Here is a 15695-nt window from a genome sequence, read left to right as displayed (position 1 = left end):
CAGACTCCCCTACTATGGCTGTATATATCGACAACGCTCAGATCAGATGGCGCAATAGATATTGGTGCCATCTGGCTGCAGATTCACTTACCGAACTTCACAGCTTCGCCCAAAAACTGGGACTATTACCAACGTGGTTTCAAGATCATTTGAATCATCCACATTACGATGTAACGCAGACAGTAAGAATAAAAGCGCTGCGACTCGGCGCGATATCTTGCGACAGTCGGCAGATAGTTAGATCTGCAAGAGAGGCAAGGAAACTTTCTTGCAAAAGGACTGCAGAGAGTAGCCGGAGCTATTCATAAATTGACGGCACCAGCAAAGGTGCATTAAACACATTTAGTCCTAATTTTTTTTCCTTCCTTAGCATCTCGCGCATAGCCCTAGTGGTGTATGCCGCACGCTTTATTTCCGTATCAGAAAGATGGCTATATTTCTGCATGACTGCCTCAATAACAGCAATCTCAAGACTGGAGAAAAAAGATTGATTAGTTTTTCCCGGTGAGAACAAGTCAATTTTTCTTTTCACAAATAGACGCTCCCCTTTGAAATAAGTGGTTAAATTTAGCCCAAGATTTGCAAGTTTTTTCGGATGCAAGTCCACGCAGTACGGCCCATCTTTTTGGCGAATAATGTAGGAATCGGTTAATCGATGGCCAAGCTCATCCAATGCTTTTGCCTCCGCCATAAACACCAATTTATGAAGTGCAAAATAAGATAAGTCATTTTCTCTACTAGTAATCTCGTGCACTAATTCCTGTGTTGTTCTTTTTATTTTTCCGGCTGAAATTGACTTGGATTTCCTTTTAAGTCGACGTACTTTTTCACTAATAAATTGATAGTCGGCAAGCTGATTGGCAAAGCTGCGATGTAACATTGCCCGTTGTCCTGGGTGATATGCAGGAATCAATTCTCGCCCAAACCAACTAGTGGATTTGCGGACGTTGTCTTTCAGAGCTAGAGAGTGTTCCTCGAGTTGTCCACATGCTTTCAATGCTGTTGCGCCCAAGGTAACAACTATTGGAGGATCAATCAGCTCAAGCTGGCGTCTTAGAAAAGAAGTGCAATTTTTAATCTCTACCGGCGTAGGTGTCGCATTGTTTCCGTGCTCGTCCTTTGGATTGCAAAGAACCGCATTCGTTACAAATATTTCGTAGCGATGTAAATCTACCTGTTCAATTAAAGATTCAAAGTTATGTCCGGATTTGTCCCCATGAAAAGGAATGGCAGATTCGTCTGCTCCCAGTCGTCCCGGAGCTTCCCCTATGAACATCACTTTTGCGCTCAAACTCCCACTTGCTGGGCCGAAGATCCGAACACTTGTATCCATGCGAGCGCAAAGTCGGCACGCCTGTACTTCAGCAATCAACTGAGAAAATTTCTCTTCTGTTTGTCGCATTTCGTTATTCAACCAAATTTAATCTTGCCAATGCTGTGAGTTCCTGAACCGGTCTATCAAAATACGCATGGACCGAATGGCATATTAACTTTCCAGGTATTTTGTTAGAGGCATCTGCAATGAACTTCAATAATTGTCCCAATGCGAGAAAATTTCCCAGTGCTTTATTGAAGTAGTCGTGATTTCTATAGACGACTACTAAATCCAAAACACCTCCTGGATTCCACACTATTTCACCAAAATGCCAACAAGGACCTCCCCTAACGCGAGGAGCATCTAAAGTTGGAGAAGAAAGATGAAATACTAACCCGGTGGTATTTCTTTGCTCCCAACTGTTCAATTTTTCTATGACCCGTTCAAGTTGGTTGACTGAATTTGCTTTGTCGAAGGCAATCAAACGTTCAAAGTATGTTCCCCATCGACCTCGATTCCGAGTCCACTTCATCGCTCTTCGATGTCGACGCAGATACTCTGAATAAAACTGATTCCGGTCAATAAACTTCTCTCTTATCGTGATTGGAAAAATAGTATCTATCACATCAGATAATTTTTCGGTATTTGCTCCGATGCTGTCTGGTGAATATGAAGTTAGCCAAGCTAGATCTAGGTGACAGGGATTTGTAATCTCTAAGATCAAATTGAAAGCGTGATGATCTCTTTTTTGAAGAAGCTGAGCGGCTGCCGATCTCCACGCAGCGAGACAGGTTTCTGCTTGTACATCCAGCATTTATCCTCCCTTATTTATTATTTTAAAGATCGTTAAAGAGACTTCTGATATCTGACTTCTTGTCTATCCAAATCGAGATGCACGATGCCTCCACGATTTTCTTTGAGTTGATGGAACATCTCAAATCCAGAGTAAATCGCTCGTTGCCACTGCTTGGCAGTACATGTCCGCACTTCAAGACTTTCACATAATTTTTTGACGGTTTTCAGCAATCCAATATCAATGGCCTTTTCGTTTCTAAAACCACCTCTCGCATTTGCTTGATTAAAGATGAAGATTGAAATAGCCTCCTCAACAATTTTGGCCCGAGCGCCATCTTCTACTTCATCGATATCTGGTTTGCTTTTCCGTTTTCTATGAAGAAGTGCACGTGTGACTGGAGACCATCCCAAAACTGCAGCATAAGCAAGGTGAAAAACATCGTGATAGCGATAACCATCATCAGAGTGTGCGTTGTCCGTTAAGGCATCGCCAATGAATATTTCATTGATTCGTATCTTTACTTGAATAGCTTCGGCCACATCCTTTTCTTCGAATACAACGGAGAACTTGCGCGGAAATCTCTCATCATCAGGAAAGCCTTTATCGAATAAGGTCAGGCCGCCGCTGTCGAAAAATTGATGAGCTTTTGTCAGATTGCCTTCAGCAATTTCTTGCAAAGATAAATCGTGCCTAGATGCTAGACTCGCCACGTACCAAAGTACATCACCGATCTCTTCAATGAGTTCTTGCTTAAATGTGGGATAACCTTGCTGAACAAGCATTCTTTTAAATATGCTGTGTAGATCACCGATTTCTCCCACTAGCCCCAAAAGTGATGCAGTCGTCTTTTTTGTTTCATCCGTATTTTCGACACCTGCCTGATACATTGCAAACGTCAATGCATCATCTTTTTTCTTGGCAACATTTTTTCGCATACATCAACCTTCCCCAAAAGTTGGTACGTAGATTCTTATTGTCGCAGTAGACATGTCCTGCTAAGAGTTTGCAACTACCCCCGCTTTGTTATTACTAAAGGTGCATTCTTCTAAACATACTTCGCAGCATGTGGCGCAGTATGCAAATTGCAGATGCACTTTGTTTTTTGGGAGTATCGCATCTATTACTCCATCCGACGTGAGCTGGATCAAGTCGTGACCGTCAACACCCTCAACTCCTCCAACAACCTAACCGCCGGCCCCGGCAAAATCCCATGCCGTCGGCGGAACGCCGTCAGCGTTCTCGTCCCCGTCGCGCCTTCAATCTCCAGCGCGGTAATCAGTTGCGCCTTGCGGTCGACTTCGAACATCGGGGCGGGCATCCAGCTCAGGAATCCTGAGCGTGTCACCAGGCTCTTCAATACCATGACCGAGCGCGTCTCCACCGCGCTGTCGGGCATGGGCAGGCCGTGGTCGTGGAAGACTTGTTGCATCTGTTCGTAGGGGCCGGTGCCTTGCGGCGGCAGCGCCCAGGGTTGCGACAAGGTGTCGATGAGGGCGAGCTTCTTTTTGCTGCGCAGAGGGTGGTCGGCGGCGGCGACGACGTAGCTGGTGTCTTCCCAGCGGCAGTCGCCGATGGCGCAGATCTCTTCGGTGTCGGCTACGGCCATGCCGAGGGCGAGGTCGACTTCGTGGGTGATGAGGGCGTCGGTGAGGCGGTCCCACACGCCTTCGATGACTTGCACTTGCAGCGTCGGATGTTTCTTGAGGACTTCGCCGATGGCCAGCGGCAGGACCATGCTGGCGATGCTGCCGACGGCGCCGACGCGGATGGTGCCTTTGACGAGGCCGCGCATGGCGTCGATTTCTTCGGCGGCGTGCCGGGCTTCGCGCAGCAGCAGCGTTGCATGCGGCAGCAAGGCTTTACCGATGGCGGTGAGTTGCATGCCTTTGGAGTGGCGCTCGAAGAGCGGCGCACCGACTTGTTCTTCGAGGCGCTTGATGGTGCGGCTCAGCGCCGGCTGCGTGACGTGCAGGGCATCGGCGCTGCGGCCGAGACTGCCGGTGGCGACGATGGTGGTGAAAGCGGTGAGCTGGCGCAGATCGAAAGTCATGCGAAAGAGTAATGTCTTTTATCCCAAAAGGCAATTTCAAAACAAGGCTTGCGCTTTCATACTGGCGGCAGCTGTCGCGCGGCGCAAACACTGCACTGCGCTGCCATCCCCACATCGAATACAGGAGAACCAGGGTGAGCATTTCCCAATCCACGCAGGCTACTTCGGCCGCTTCGGCCACCTCAATCAAACCACGTTCCGCCATCACCGTACGCGACGCCGTGCTGGACTTCATGCGGCGGGTCGGCATGACGTCGGTGTTCGGCAATCCGGGCTCGACCGAGCTGCCGATGTTCCGCGATTTCCCCGAGGACTTCCGCTACGTGCTGGGCTTGCAGGAGGCGGTGGTGGTGGGCATGGCCGACGGCTATGCGCAGGCCACGCGCAATGCGGCGATGGTCAACCTGCATTCGGCGGCGGGGGTGGGCAATGCGATGGGCAATATTTTTACGGCCTTCAAGAACCGCACGCCGATGGTGATCACGGCAGGTCAGCAGGCGCGTTCGATTTTGCCGTTCGATCCGTTTTTGTTTTCTGCGCAGGCGACCGAGTTGCCCAAGCCCTACGTGAAGTGGAGCGTGGAGCCGGCGCGCGCAGCCGACGTACCGCTGGCGATTGCGCGCGCGTATTACATCGCGATGCTGCCGCCGCGCGGGCCGGTGCTGGTGTCGATTCCGGCGGACGACTGGGATCAACCGGCGGAGTTGCTGGCGCCGCGCACGGTGAGCACCGAGCTGCGCGCCGAGCCGTTTGTATTGGACCAGATCGGCGCGATGCTGGATGCGAGCAAGCACCCTGCTTTCGTGGTCGGTGCGGCGGTGGATCGCGACAACGCCTGGGACGCGGTGGTGCAACTGGCCGAGCGTCACAACGCGCGCGTGTTTGCGGCGCCGATGTCGGGGCGTTGCAGCTTTCCGGAAGACCACCGTTTGTTCGCCGGTTTCCTGCCGGCGATGCGCGAGAGGATTGTCGGCTTGCTGGACGGCCACGACTGCATCTTCGCGCTGGGTGCGCCGGCGTTCACGTATCACGTGGAAGGCAACGGACCGCATCTGCCGCATGGCGCGGTGCTGTGCCAGTTGACCGATGATCCGACCACGGCGGCGTGGACACCGTCGGGCACGGCGGCGGTCGGCAGCATTCGCCTGAGCGTGCTGGATCTGTTGTCGCGCGCTGCGCCGCCGGCGCGCGCGCTGCCTGCGCCGCGCGCGCCGCGTCAGAGGGTGGAGCCGACTTCGCCGCTGTCGGTGGCGTATGTGATGCAGACGCTGGCGGAGCTGCGCAAGCCGTCCGACATCATCGTCGAAGAAGCACCGAGCGCGCGCTCGGTGATGCAAAACTATCTGCCGATCACCCGGAGCGAGGGATTTTTTACGATGGACAGCGGCGGTCTGGGCTACGGCATGCCGGCGGCGCTGGGTGTCTCTCTTGCCAAACCGGATGCTCGTATCATAGGCATCTTCGGCGATGGTTCCAGCATGTATTCGATCCAGTCGCTGTGGAGTGCGGCGCAGATGCAGTTGCCGATCACGTTCGTGATTCTCAACAACGGCCGTTACGCAGCGCTGCAGGATTTTGCGCCGGTGTTCGGCTTCAGCGCAACGGACGTGGTGCAAGGCACGGAATTGCCGGCGATCGATTTTGTCGGACTGGCGCAGGCCCAGGGTTGCCCCGCGCTGCGCGTGGCCGATGCCTCGGCCTTGCGCGACGCCCTGCAACTGGCGCTGAACCGCAAGGATACGCACCGGCCGATGCTGATCGACGTGGAAGTCGCATAAACCAGACCTGAACAAATAACTGAATGGAGACAAGGATGAACAAGATAGCGATGCTGATCGGCGGCGAACCAAGCCAGGCGAAAAACGGCGCGACGTTTGAGCGGCGCAACCCGCTCGACGGCACCGTCGCCACCATCGCACCGGCAGCCGGCGTGGCCGATGCGGTGCAGGCGGTGGAGGCTGCGGCGGCGGCTTTTCCGGCATGGGCGGCGACCGGCCCCGGCGAACGCCGCGCCCTGCTGATGAAGGCGGCGCATGCGCTGGAGACGAAGGCCGATGCCTTCGTGCAGGCGATGGCGAGCGAGACCGGCGCGTCGGCAATCTGGGCCGGCTTCAACGTGCACCTGGCCGCCAACACCTTGCTGGAAGCCGCGGCGCTGACAACGCAAATCAGCGGCGAGGTGATCCCCTCCGACCTGCCCGGCAACCTGGCGATGGCGGTGCGCCAGCCGGCCGGCGTGGTGCTCGGCATGGCGCCGTGGAATGCGCCGATCATCCTCGGCGTGCGCGCGATTGCGGTGCCGCTGGCGTGCGGCAATACGGTGGTGCTGAAGGGTTCGGAGCTGTGCCCGGCCACGCATGGTCTGATCATCGAAGCCTTGCAGGAAGCCGGCTTGCCCAGGGGCGTGGTCAACTTCGTCACCAACGCGCCGGCCGATGCTGCGGCCGTGGTGGAAGCGATGATCGCGCACAAGGCGGTGCGCCGCGTCAACTTCACCGGCTCGACGCATGTCGGCAAGATCATCGCCATGCTGTGCGCGAAATATCTTAAACCCGTGGTGCTGGAACTGGGCGGCAAAGCGCCGGCGCTGGTGCTGGACGACGCCGACCTGGAAGTTGCCGTCAACGGCGTGGCCTTCGGCGCCTTCGCCAACTCGGGCCAGATCTGCATGTCGACCGAGCGCATCATCGTCGACAACCAGATCGCCGACGATTTCGTCGCGCGTCTGGCTGCCAAGGCGAACAGCCTGCCGCTGGGCGATCCGCGTCAGGGGCCGGTGGTGCTGGGTTCGGTGGTGGATCGGAAAACCGTCGAGCGCTGCAACGCGCTGATCGATGACGCGCTGGCCAAGGGTGCGACACTGGTATGCGGCGGCAAGGCCGATTCGACATTGATCCCGGCAACGCTGCTGGACCACGTGACGCCGGCGATGGACATCTACAGCGAAGAATCCTTCGGCCCGGTCAAAGGCGTCGTGCGGGTGGACGGCGAAGACGCGGCGATTGCCTGCGCCAATGACAACGACTACGGCTTGTCGTCGGCGGTGTTCAGCAAGGATACGGCGCGTGCTTTGCGGGTGGCGGCGCGGATCGAGGCGGGGATTTGCCACATCAACGGCGCGACCGTGCATGACGAGCCGCAGATGCCCTTCGGCGGCGTCAAGAGCAGCGGCATCGGCCGCTTCGGCGGCAAGGCGGGGATTGAAACGTTTACGGATTTGCGCTGGGTGACGGTGCAGACGTCGGCGCGGGCGTATCCGTTTTAGTTTGTTTCTGGATTTGTTTCAGCCGGGGCGACGCTTGCATGCCGTCGCCCCGGTGGATCGGATATCCAGGACCTGCGGAATGACAGGTCGCGAAAAGCGTATCCGCGGCCCTGCTTTGAGCAAGCGCTCTCATCTAACCCGGCAGGACATCCCTATGTAGCTGCATCATTAAATCGCCGATGACGAAGCCGTTGGCCAGCAGAATATGCCCATCCGGGTTGCCATCCCATTCCAGATTGGCGGTCACCATGTTGGAAGCACTTCTGCGGGAATGCTCAAGGTTAACTGAACGAACGTCGCGGCTGGCGCCATCCTCACTCGCCAATTGCATTCCGATACGTAATTGATCCGCTCTGATCCATTCGCCATTTGCCAATAACAAATGCTGATCCGGCGAGCAGAGAAGGAAGGCTGCATCCGCCCAAATCAATACAAGCGGAGCAGCAAGATCTAACGGAATTCCGTCAATGAGCGCCACCCTGGAAGGTGACCATTGCAGTGCCAGCGTTCCTCCGCCTCGAATAACCGACGCCGTCATCACCTCGTCTCCGATACGGAGCTTGGCTAAATCCTTATGGCCGCGTGGCGTAGCAATTTTCGTCTTGAGGTCGACGCAACTTAAATCCTTGCCTGCGCCGGCCGAAGCATCTGGCGAATTGGATTCCATCTTTTCCTCTTTTGTGCGTGGGATACACGGAATGCGTGGAATATCTGAGCAGACGCCGGCCAGCCGAAATTCCTGATTCTTATGCGAACACCGGAAACACTCCATCGCCGCCAGCCCGCTGGGTCATGATGTAGTACGCCAGCGCCCCGAACGGCTGGCGGTTTTCGTGCGCATCCGTCCCGCCTTCGAGCTTGCCGAGCGTGTTGCTCATCTTGGCGTCGCTGGCGGTGTGAGAAAAGATCTTGGATTCCGGCAGCGCCAGACTGTACCCTTCCGCCGGCACGTTCGACCTGTTATCCGTGATAACGCCGGTAACGGGGTCGGTGGTCTTGGGGATGCTGAAGAAGTCCAGGCCATGACCGTGTGCCGGGATGTTTTCGGTTGCCAGCACTGCCGTGTTGGCGCCGAACGTATCGCCGATCCGGCGCGACGACGTTCCATTGCCCTGGCCCTGGCCGCAAGCCGCGCGTCCCATCAGATTGGGTAACTGAAAATGCCTGACGCCGTCGCCGCCGTAGCTGGTGCCGATCAGGGAAAACAAGGGCGTAAAGCCGCTGACCGGGAGCGATGCGCCGTTGCACAGCGCCCAGCCCGGCGGCGCGTAGCCGAACCCGAAAATCTGAATCTCACCGATGAATGCCATATCGCGATACTCCTGTATTGATGGTCTTGCCGGTCTGAGGTCTTAGGCTCGGGAAGGGAAATATCCCTTGGCGCAAATGCAATACGACAGCGTCAGGGTCGGCATCGTATTTTCATGCGGTGCAGACACCCCGGTGACGGACGTCGTCGTATCGGCGGTGGACAGCGGCGCGGCCGTCTTGATGTTTTCCGGCGTGACGTAAATGTTGTCGCCGATCGGTTTGGCCAGCAGAGCGCCGTCGGGTTTCAGGCTGTTGGCCTGGTCGCCGCTGACCTCGAACGCATGGGTATGCGCTGGAATGTGCGCGACTTGCAGCGTCACTGTTTCGCTGCCGCTTTTGACGCCAAGCTTGCGGTCGGTCATGGCGCCTGACCTGCTCATGCCTTGTCCCTGATGGACGGGCACGCGGCCACGCAAATCCGGCAGCGCGAAGTTGCTCATGCCGTCGCCGCCGTAAGTGGTGCCGATCAAGGCGAACAAGGCATCGTAGTCGCTGATCTGTTTTAGGCTGCCGTCGCACAAAAGCCAGTCGACCGGCGTGCGGCCGAAGGCGAACATGCGAACTTCTCCAATCATGGGGCTAGGCATGGTAGGTGGTCCTGTCTGAAAATTGGTTAGGGCGAAACTGAATCAGGGACGCGGCGGGAAAATGCCGTTGATCGCGATGCAGAAGCTGAGCACCTGAAACGGCTGCATGTTGTCGTGACCTGCACCGCCGCCGCGGCTGTTGACGGTGTTTGCGGCGAGTTTCACTTTGGTGGCGGGCGTGCCGGTGACATAGATCTGTTTGTCGGAACTCACGCCCAGCAGATTGTTGACGGGCGTACGCAGATCGCCGGTGCCGGTCTTGACCGCATTGACACTGTCATGCGTGTGGCCCGGCACCTGATTGGCCTTGAGCACCACGGTTTCAGCGCCGTCGAGCGTGCCGATCTCGTAGGGCGACGGTTGCCACGCGGCGTCGACTGATGTTCCGGCGCCGACCGGCGTTCTGCCGCGCAGGTCAGGCAAGGCGAACGTACGGATACCGTCGCCGCCGTAACGCGTGCCGAGCAACGCAAACAATGCCTGATAGACATTGACCGGCATGAGTTGTCCATTGCAGAGAGCAAAGTCTTTCGGTACGAAACCGAAAGCAGTCGTGATGATTTGCCCCAGATAATATTCGCCGTCCATTTTTTCTTCTCCCTGAGCCATGCAATTGCAATGTCGCCGCTTGTAATGAGGCGCGTCCGGATTCATCGATCAGATGACAAACATTCTCGGTCGGATGAAAAATCCGTCATCGCAGCGTCGAACATTGCTGTTCTCATTCTGGTTTTCTGACGCTGCGAGTTCTGAATTTTTGCAAAGCATATGGATCGCGTATTGCCGCGTCAAGCCTAATTTCCATTGAATATTTTTTTCTTTTGGATATCTCAAAAAGTGAGACACACGGTCAAGTCCCGAGACAAAAAAGGACTACACTCGCGTGCGGAAACTGGGCTGTCTGCAAACAAAGACAAAGCCGCCACAGCACAACCCGCAAGGGTTTTCAGAGAGTGACGTCACACGCCTGTCACATTCGCTGCGTTATCCGGCAATACCTGCGCAGCACAGAAGTGGATTAGAAAATTGAGAGCGCAGCTTCGCCTCTCCGGTGTATTAACGCACGTCGTTTTCACCGACAACAACCCGGCGACAGCGACATCGGATTGCAAACGCCGGCTCCAGAACACCCGCACGATCATCCAGGGGGATGTATGTTTCAGGCCAGCTCCAGCGGCGGCGCAAGTCGCGTTCTTTTATCGTCACCGATGTCGCCGTGGCGGCGTGCCTGTATTGCGACGAGATTTGCAGCGAAATTTGCGACGAGATTCGCATGGTCATGTGCGATCACCTTGTCGGCAGCGCTTGCGTTGATGATGCTGGGGAGTGGATTCAACTCAGCCTACGCTTGCGGACCGATCAGCGCGAATGTTCCGTCCGGAACGCAAGTCCAGATTAACTTCAATTGCTCGGTTGGCTGGAATGGAGTGATTACCCCTCCCTCAAACGGCTCTCTCGTCGCAGCTGACCTTGCGGCTGGCGACAGCAACACATGGATCAACTATTCCAACAGCGGCAACGGTCAACTGACCGATACCTTCACCCTGAAGGATGACAGCAACAATCCGATGGTATTCAACATCACGATCAGCGCTCCCACCTCGCCGCTGACAGTGTCCCCGACGGCGTCCGCCAATCCTGTCGTCGCGCAGAGCTTCACGCAGCAGATGAGCACTACCGGCGGCACTTCGCCCTATACGTACGCGCTGGTTGCAGGCTCGCTGCCACCGGGCATCACCTTCAATGGTTCAACCGGCGCCTTTAGCGGTTCGGCGACCGCCTCCGGCGGCTATAATTTTTCGATCAAGGTCACCGACTCGGCGGCAACGCCCAATACCTTCACCAAAGCCTACCAGATGAATGTCGGCGCGGCGACGCTGGTCATTTCGCCGGGGACGCTGCCGAACGGCACGGCGACCATCGCCTACTCCCAGCAAATGAGCGTCAGCGGCGGTATTGCGCCGTATAGCTATGCGATGGACACCACCAGCTTTCCGGGAGGCGGCACGCCCTTGGGCATCAACAGCTCTACCGGTGTAATTTCCGGCACGCCGACCACCGCCGGCACCGCCACCTTCCGGATCGTGGTCACCGACAGCACTTCCGGCACGGCCGCCATCGCGACAGCCAACTACAGCATGACGATCGATCCCCTGCCGCCGCCGGTGGCCGGCCCGGTCAATCTGCCGGTGGCCTACAACAGCACCCTCAATGCGGCGACACTGTCGCTCAGCGGCGGTCCGGTGGCTTCCGTGGCGGTCCCCACGGCACCGCTGCACGGCGCGATCCTCATCAGCGGCACCACCATCCGGTACACGCCGACCATCGGCTACAACGGCCCGGATTCGTTCACCTACACGGCCACCAACGCGGGCGGCACGTCGGCGCCGGCAACCGTGAGCGTGACGATGACGGCGCCGACGGTCACGGTCTCGCCAAGCGGAACCGCACTCAGTGCGACGACGACATCGGCATTCAGCCAGTCATTCAGCGCCAGCGGCGGCAGCGCTCCTTATACCTACAGCCAGACCGGCACCTTGCCCACCGGCCTGAGCTTCAATGCCGGCACGGCGACGCTGTCGGGAACGCCGACCCAGGCCGGAAGCTTTTCTTTCACGATCAACGCGACCGACAGCTCCACCGGCACCGCTGTCACCGGTTCGCGCAACTACACGTTGAGCGTAACAGCGCCCACCCTTACTCTGGTTGCCAATAACGTCAATCTGGAACGTGGCGTACCTGCGCCCACCATACAGTTCGTCGCCGGGGGCGGCACCGCTCCTTACACCTATGCCGTCACCACCCCCAGCCTGCCCGCCGGACTGAACTTGTCGGCCAGCAGCGGCGCCGTCACCGGCACGCCGACCGTCGCCGGCAGCTACTCGTACACGATCACCGCAACCGACAGCAATGGCTTCACCGTATCATTGCCTATGTCCGGCGGTATCGGCCCCGGCGCACCGATTGCCAACGCCGTCAGTTCCTCGGTCGCTTACAACACCGGTAGCAGCAGCGCCACCACGATTGCGGCATCGATCAACGCCAGCGGCGGCACTGCGGCATCGCTGACCGTGGCCTCCGGCGCGTCGCACGGCACGGTCAGCGTGCTCAGCGCAACATCGTTCAGCTATACACCGACGCCGGGCTATGCCGGGCCGGATTCGTTCACCTACACCGCCACCAATTCCGTCGGCACATCCAATACGGCAACCGTCTCCATCACCGTTTCGCTGCCGGCGCTCACCTTGTCGCCTTCCGGTCCCGCGCTCTCCGGCGCCACTGTCGGCGTTGCCTATTCGCAGACGTTTACCGGCAGCGGCGGTATACCGACGTACACGTATAGCGTGATCTCCGGCACCCTGCCCAACGGACTGACGCTCGCCGGCGGAACACTGTCGGGCACGCCGACGCAAAGCGGGACTTTCAATTTCACGATCAAGACCCAGGACGGTTCCACCGGAGCGGGCGCACCATTCAATACCTCCAACGCCTACACGCTGGCGGTCGGCAATCCGACACTGGGCATCTCGCCCTCCTCGCTGACCACGCCTCAGGTCGGCATCGCTTTCACGCAGCAATTGTCGACTTCCGGCGGCACCGCGCCGTACGCCTATACCGTCACGGCCGGCGCGACACCGGCCGGCCTGAACGTCTCGGGCACCGGCCTCATCAGCGGCACACCGACGGCCGCCGGCGCGTACAATTTCTCGGTAACTTCCACCGACAGCTTCAACGTTACCGCAACGAACGTCTACAGCGGCACGGTCGGCGCCGGCAAACCGGTGACCGCCAACAGCAGTACAACGGTCGGCTACAGCAGCAGCAACAACAGCATCACGGCCACGATCACCGGCGGCACGCCGACTTCGCTGACCGTCACCACGGCGGCGGCGCACGGTACGGCGTCGCCTTCCGGCGTCACGGGATTCACCTACACGCCGACCGCCGGCTACAGCGGCACGGATACATTCAGCTATACCGCCACTAATGCCGTCGGCACCTCCACCGTGGCGACGGTGACCGTGACAATCGGCGCGCCGACAGTGATCATTACGCCGTCCACGACATGGAGCGCCACACAAGGCACGAGCTATACCCAGACGCTGACCTGGAGCGGCGGCGCCGCGCCCTACACTGCGATTACGGTAACCGGCTTGCCGTCCGGCCTGACGTACAGCACCAGCAGCACCGGCGCAACGATCACCGGCACGCCGACGCAGAACGGCAGCTTCTCGGTGACGGCATCGGCCACCGACAGCAGCACGCCGACACCCGCGACCAAGTCGCAGACTTTCACGCTGACGGTCGGCCAGGCAATCCCTGTCGCCGTGGCCGACAGCGCCGCTACCAATGCCAACCAGGCGGTGACGATTCCGGTCACCACCAACGACACCGGCGCCATCGCCAGCATTACCGTCGCCGGCAATCCCGCACATGGCGCCGCCGTCGTCAGCGGCTTGAACATCGTCTATACCCCCACCGCCAATTATTTCGGCAGCGACAGCTTCACTTACACTGCCACCGGCCCGGGCGGCACCTCGTCCGCGGCCACGGTTACAGTCGCGGTCGCGGCGCTGGCGGTACCGACATCGCCGCCGCAAAGCGCCAGCGTCATGGCAGGCCAATCGGTGACGCTGCATGTCGGCGCAGCTGCGGCCAACGGTCCGATCACGGCGGTGACGATCGTCGGTGCGCCGGCTTCCGGCAGCGCCGTGGTCAACGGCACCGATATCGTCTACACCGCTGCCGCCGGCTTCACCGGCAATGTGCAATTCACTTACACGTTGTCGAACGTATTCGGCGCATCGGCGCTCGTTACCGCCACCGTCAGCGCCAGCGCCGTGCCGGTCGTATCGAACCAGAGTGTGGCCGTCGCTGCGGGCGCCACGGCTACGGTGGATGTAATGGCCGGCGCCACCGGCGGTCCGTTCACCGCTGCGGCCGTCGGCGCAATCAATCCCTCAACTGCCGGCACCGCTGCCATCGTCAACGCCGCCAGCTCCGGCAGTCCGTCGTATCGCCTGAACTTCACGCCGGCGGCGGCATTCTCCGGCGTCGCCACGGTGACCTATACGCTGAGCAATGCCTCGGGAACCTCCGCCGCCGCAACCGTCACGATCACCGTCGGCACCCGCGCCAATGCCGCTAACGATCCGCAGGTCAAAGGACTGGTCGCCGCGCACGGCCAGACTGCAAGCCGTTTCGCCACCGCACAGCTGGGCAACTTCAGCCGCCGCCTGGAAAGCCTGCACGGCACGGGCTGGGCGCCGTCCAGTTTCGGCCTGGGATTCGGCCAGCCGACGGCGCCGGTCAAACCGCTGCTGGCGCAATGGAGCGAGGACGAAGTCGATCGCGTGGTCGGTTCGCCGTTGCAGGCCGGCATGCGCAAAGTGGGCTGGCCGCTGCTGAGCCAGGCGAGCAAACCGGAGAGCAAAGCAGTTGCAGAAAACAGCAAAGACCTTGCCGCCTTGCCCGACTTGCCGTCCAAACGTGAGCAATCCAGACAGCAGCTGTCGCTGTGGATCGCCGGCACGGTCGACTTCGGCCAGCGCAACACCAACGGCCAGCAGGAAGGATTCCGCTTCACCACCAACGGCGTCAGCATGGGCGCCGACTATCGCCTCAGCGATCAGCTCACGATCGGCGTAGGCACCGGCTACAGCCGCGACCGCAGCGATATCGGCGACAACGGCAGCAAGACCGTCGGACAAGCCGTGGTCGCGACCGTCTACGGCAGCGTGCGACCGACGCCTAATATCTTCATCGACGGCATGCTCGGCTACGGCGCGCTCAATTTCGATTCGACGCGCTATGTTACCGACGACGGCAGCTTCGCCACCGGTCAGCGCGGCGGCAATCAGTTGTTCGTGGCCTTGTCGAGCGGCTATGAATTCCGCGGCGACAGCTGGATGTGGTCGCCCTACGGCAAGGTCGATCTGGCGTCGACCACGCTGGCGCAATACACCGAAACCGCCGCCGGCAACAACGCCCTGACCTACTTCAAACAACGCGTGCGCACCAGCAGCGGCACTTTCGGCCTGCGCACCGAAGGCCAGTACCTGAGCCGCTTCGGCATGTGGACGCCGCGCGCGCGGGTGGAATACCGCCGGCAGTTTTCCGGCGCCAGCGAAGCGGGGATTTCCTATGCCGACCTGGCGTCGTCAGGCCCGGCTTACGTGATCCGCTCGGACGACAGCTTCACCGGCAACTGGACCGCCGGTCTCGGCATGCGCCTGCTGCTGTCCAACGGCGCGTCGCTGATTGTCGACTACAGCAGCAACCTGAACGTCGGCCAGGGCCGGTATTCTTCAGTGCTGCTGGGGATTAATGTGCCGTTGCGTTGAAGGTAAAGCGGTCAAAACCGCAATAGC

Annotated in this window: 13 protein-coding genes; 4 read left to right on the top strand and 9 right to left on the bottom strand. The window is 58.7% G+C overall.

Annotation, left to right across the window (positions count from 1 at the left end; translation table 11 throughout):
• Nucleotides 1-14: 14 nt before the first annotated feature.
• The gene (locus tag AKL25_RS23765; protein WP_083444711.1) at nucleotides 15-308 is read left to right on the top strand and encodes a DUF4031 domain-containing protein; all 294 of its coding nucleotides are present in this window, start codon (nucleotides 15-17) and stop codon (nucleotides 306-308) included.
• On the opposite strand, the gene AKL25_RS13880 is transcribed toward AKL25_RS23765, so the two are convergent.
• From AKL25_RS13880 to AKL25_RS13870, 4 genes are all read right to left on the bottom strand, one after another.
• Nucleotides 299-1414 (bottom strand): uracil-DNA glycosylase family protein, encoded by a 1116-nt coding sequence (locus AKL25_RS13880; RefSeq protein ID WP_240475743.1) that lies wholly within the window; start codon nucleotides 1412-1414, stop codon nucleotides 299-301. The two genes, AKL25_RS23765 and AKL25_RS13880, sit on opposite strands and share 10 nt — an antisense overlap.
• Complete coding sequence (locus AKL25_RS24245) at nucleotides 1407-2129, bottom strand: thymidylate synthase family protein (RefSeq protein WP_157050646.1); 723 nt, start codon at nucleotides 2127-2129, stop codon at nucleotides 1407-1409. Before AKL25_RS24245 ends, AKL25_RS13880 begins: the two co-directional genes overlap by 8 nt.
• A gap of 32 nt (nucleotides 2130-2161) precedes the next feature.
• The gene (locus AKL25_RS13875; RefSeq protein WP_083444710.1) at nucleotides 2162-3046 is read right to left on the bottom strand and encodes a nucleoside triphosphate pyrophosphohydrolase family protein; all 885 of its coding nucleotides are present in this window, start codon (nucleotides 3044-3046) and stop codon (nucleotides 2162-2164) included.
• 209 nt (nucleotides 3047-3255) lie between these two features.
• Nucleotides 3256-4161, bottom strand: coding sequence for a LysR family transcriptional regulator (locus tag AKL25_RS13870; protein ID WP_050478284.1), 906 nt, complete (start codon nucleotides 4159-4161; stop codon nucleotides 3256-3258).
• A 134-nt stretch (nucleotides 4162-4295) separates the two neighbouring features.
• On the opposite strand from AKL25_RS13870, the gene mdlC reads away from it, so the two are divergent.
• Nucleotides 4296-5939, top strand: coding sequence for a benzoylformate decarboxylase (gene mdlC / locus AKL25_RS13865; RefSeq protein ID WP_050478282.1), 1644 nt, complete (start codon nucleotides 4296-4298; stop codon nucleotides 5937-5939).
• 35 nt (nucleotides 5940-5974) lie between these two features.
• A complete protein-coding gene (locus AKL25_RS13860; RefSeq protein ID WP_050478281.1) occupies nucleotides 5975-7426 on the top strand; it encodes an aldehyde dehydrogenase in 1452 nt (483 codons plus the stop codon).
• 133 nt (nucleotides 7427-7559) lie between these two features.
• Here the strand turns inward: AKL25_RS13860 and AKL25_RS13855 are convergent, their stop codons facing one another.
• The 5 genes from AKL25_RS13855 to AKL25_RS24455 all read right to left on the bottom strand — a co-directional run bounded on the left by AKL25_RS13855 (nucleotide 7560) and on the right by AKL25_RS24455 (nucleotide 10605).
• Nucleotides 7560-8093 carry a Hint domain-containing protein gene (locus AKL25_RS13855; protein ID WP_050478280.1) on the bottom strand — a complete coding sequence of 178 codons (534 nt, stop codon included), beginning with the start codon at nucleotides 8091-8093 and terminating at the stop codon, nucleotides 7560-7562.
• Between the two features lie 79 nt (nucleotides 8094-8172).
• Entirely contained in the window at nucleotides 8173-8736 is a 564-nt protein-coding gene (locus tag AKL25_RS13850) for a phage tail protein (RefSeq protein ID WP_050478279.1), read from the bottom strand.
• A gap of 42 nt (nucleotides 8737-8778) precedes the next feature.
• Nucleotides 8779-9312, bottom strand: a complete 534-nt coding sequence (locus tag AKL25_RS13845; protein WP_240475742.1) for a phage tail protein — start codon at nucleotides 9310-9312, stop codon at nucleotides 8779-8781.
• A gap of 54 nt (nucleotides 9313-9366) precedes the next feature.
• On the bottom strand, nucleotides 9367-9912 hold the full coding sequence (locus AKL25_RS13840; protein WP_083444709.1) for a phage tail protein: 546 nt from the start codon (nucleotides 9910-9912) through the stop codon (nucleotides 9367-9369).
• A gap of 468 nt (nucleotides 9913-10380) precedes the next feature.
• Nucleotides 10381-10605, bottom strand: coding sequence for a hypothetical protein (locus AKL25_RS24455; RefSeq protein WP_167541887.1), 225 nt, complete (start codon nucleotides 10603-10605; stop codon nucleotides 10381-10383).
• 146 nt (nucleotides 10606-10751) lie between these two features.
• Between AKL25_RS24455 and AKL25_RS13835 the strand changes: the two genes are divergently transcribed.
• A complete protein-coding gene (locus AKL25_RS13835) occupies nucleotides 10752-15668 on the top strand; it encodes a putative Ig domain-containing protein (RefSeq protein ID WP_050478275.1) in 4917 nt (1638 codons plus the stop codon).
• The last annotated feature ends 27 nt before the right edge of the window (nucleotides 15669-15695 follow it).

This window comes from Herbaspirillum rhizosphaerae, assembly GCF_001189965.1.
GTDB classification, from domain to species: Bacteria; Pseudomonadota; Gammaproteobacteria; order Burkholderiales; family Burkholderiaceae_D; genus Herbaspirillum; species Herbaspirillum rhizosphaerae.
This window is presented reverse-complemented; position numbering and strand designations above follow the sequence as displayed.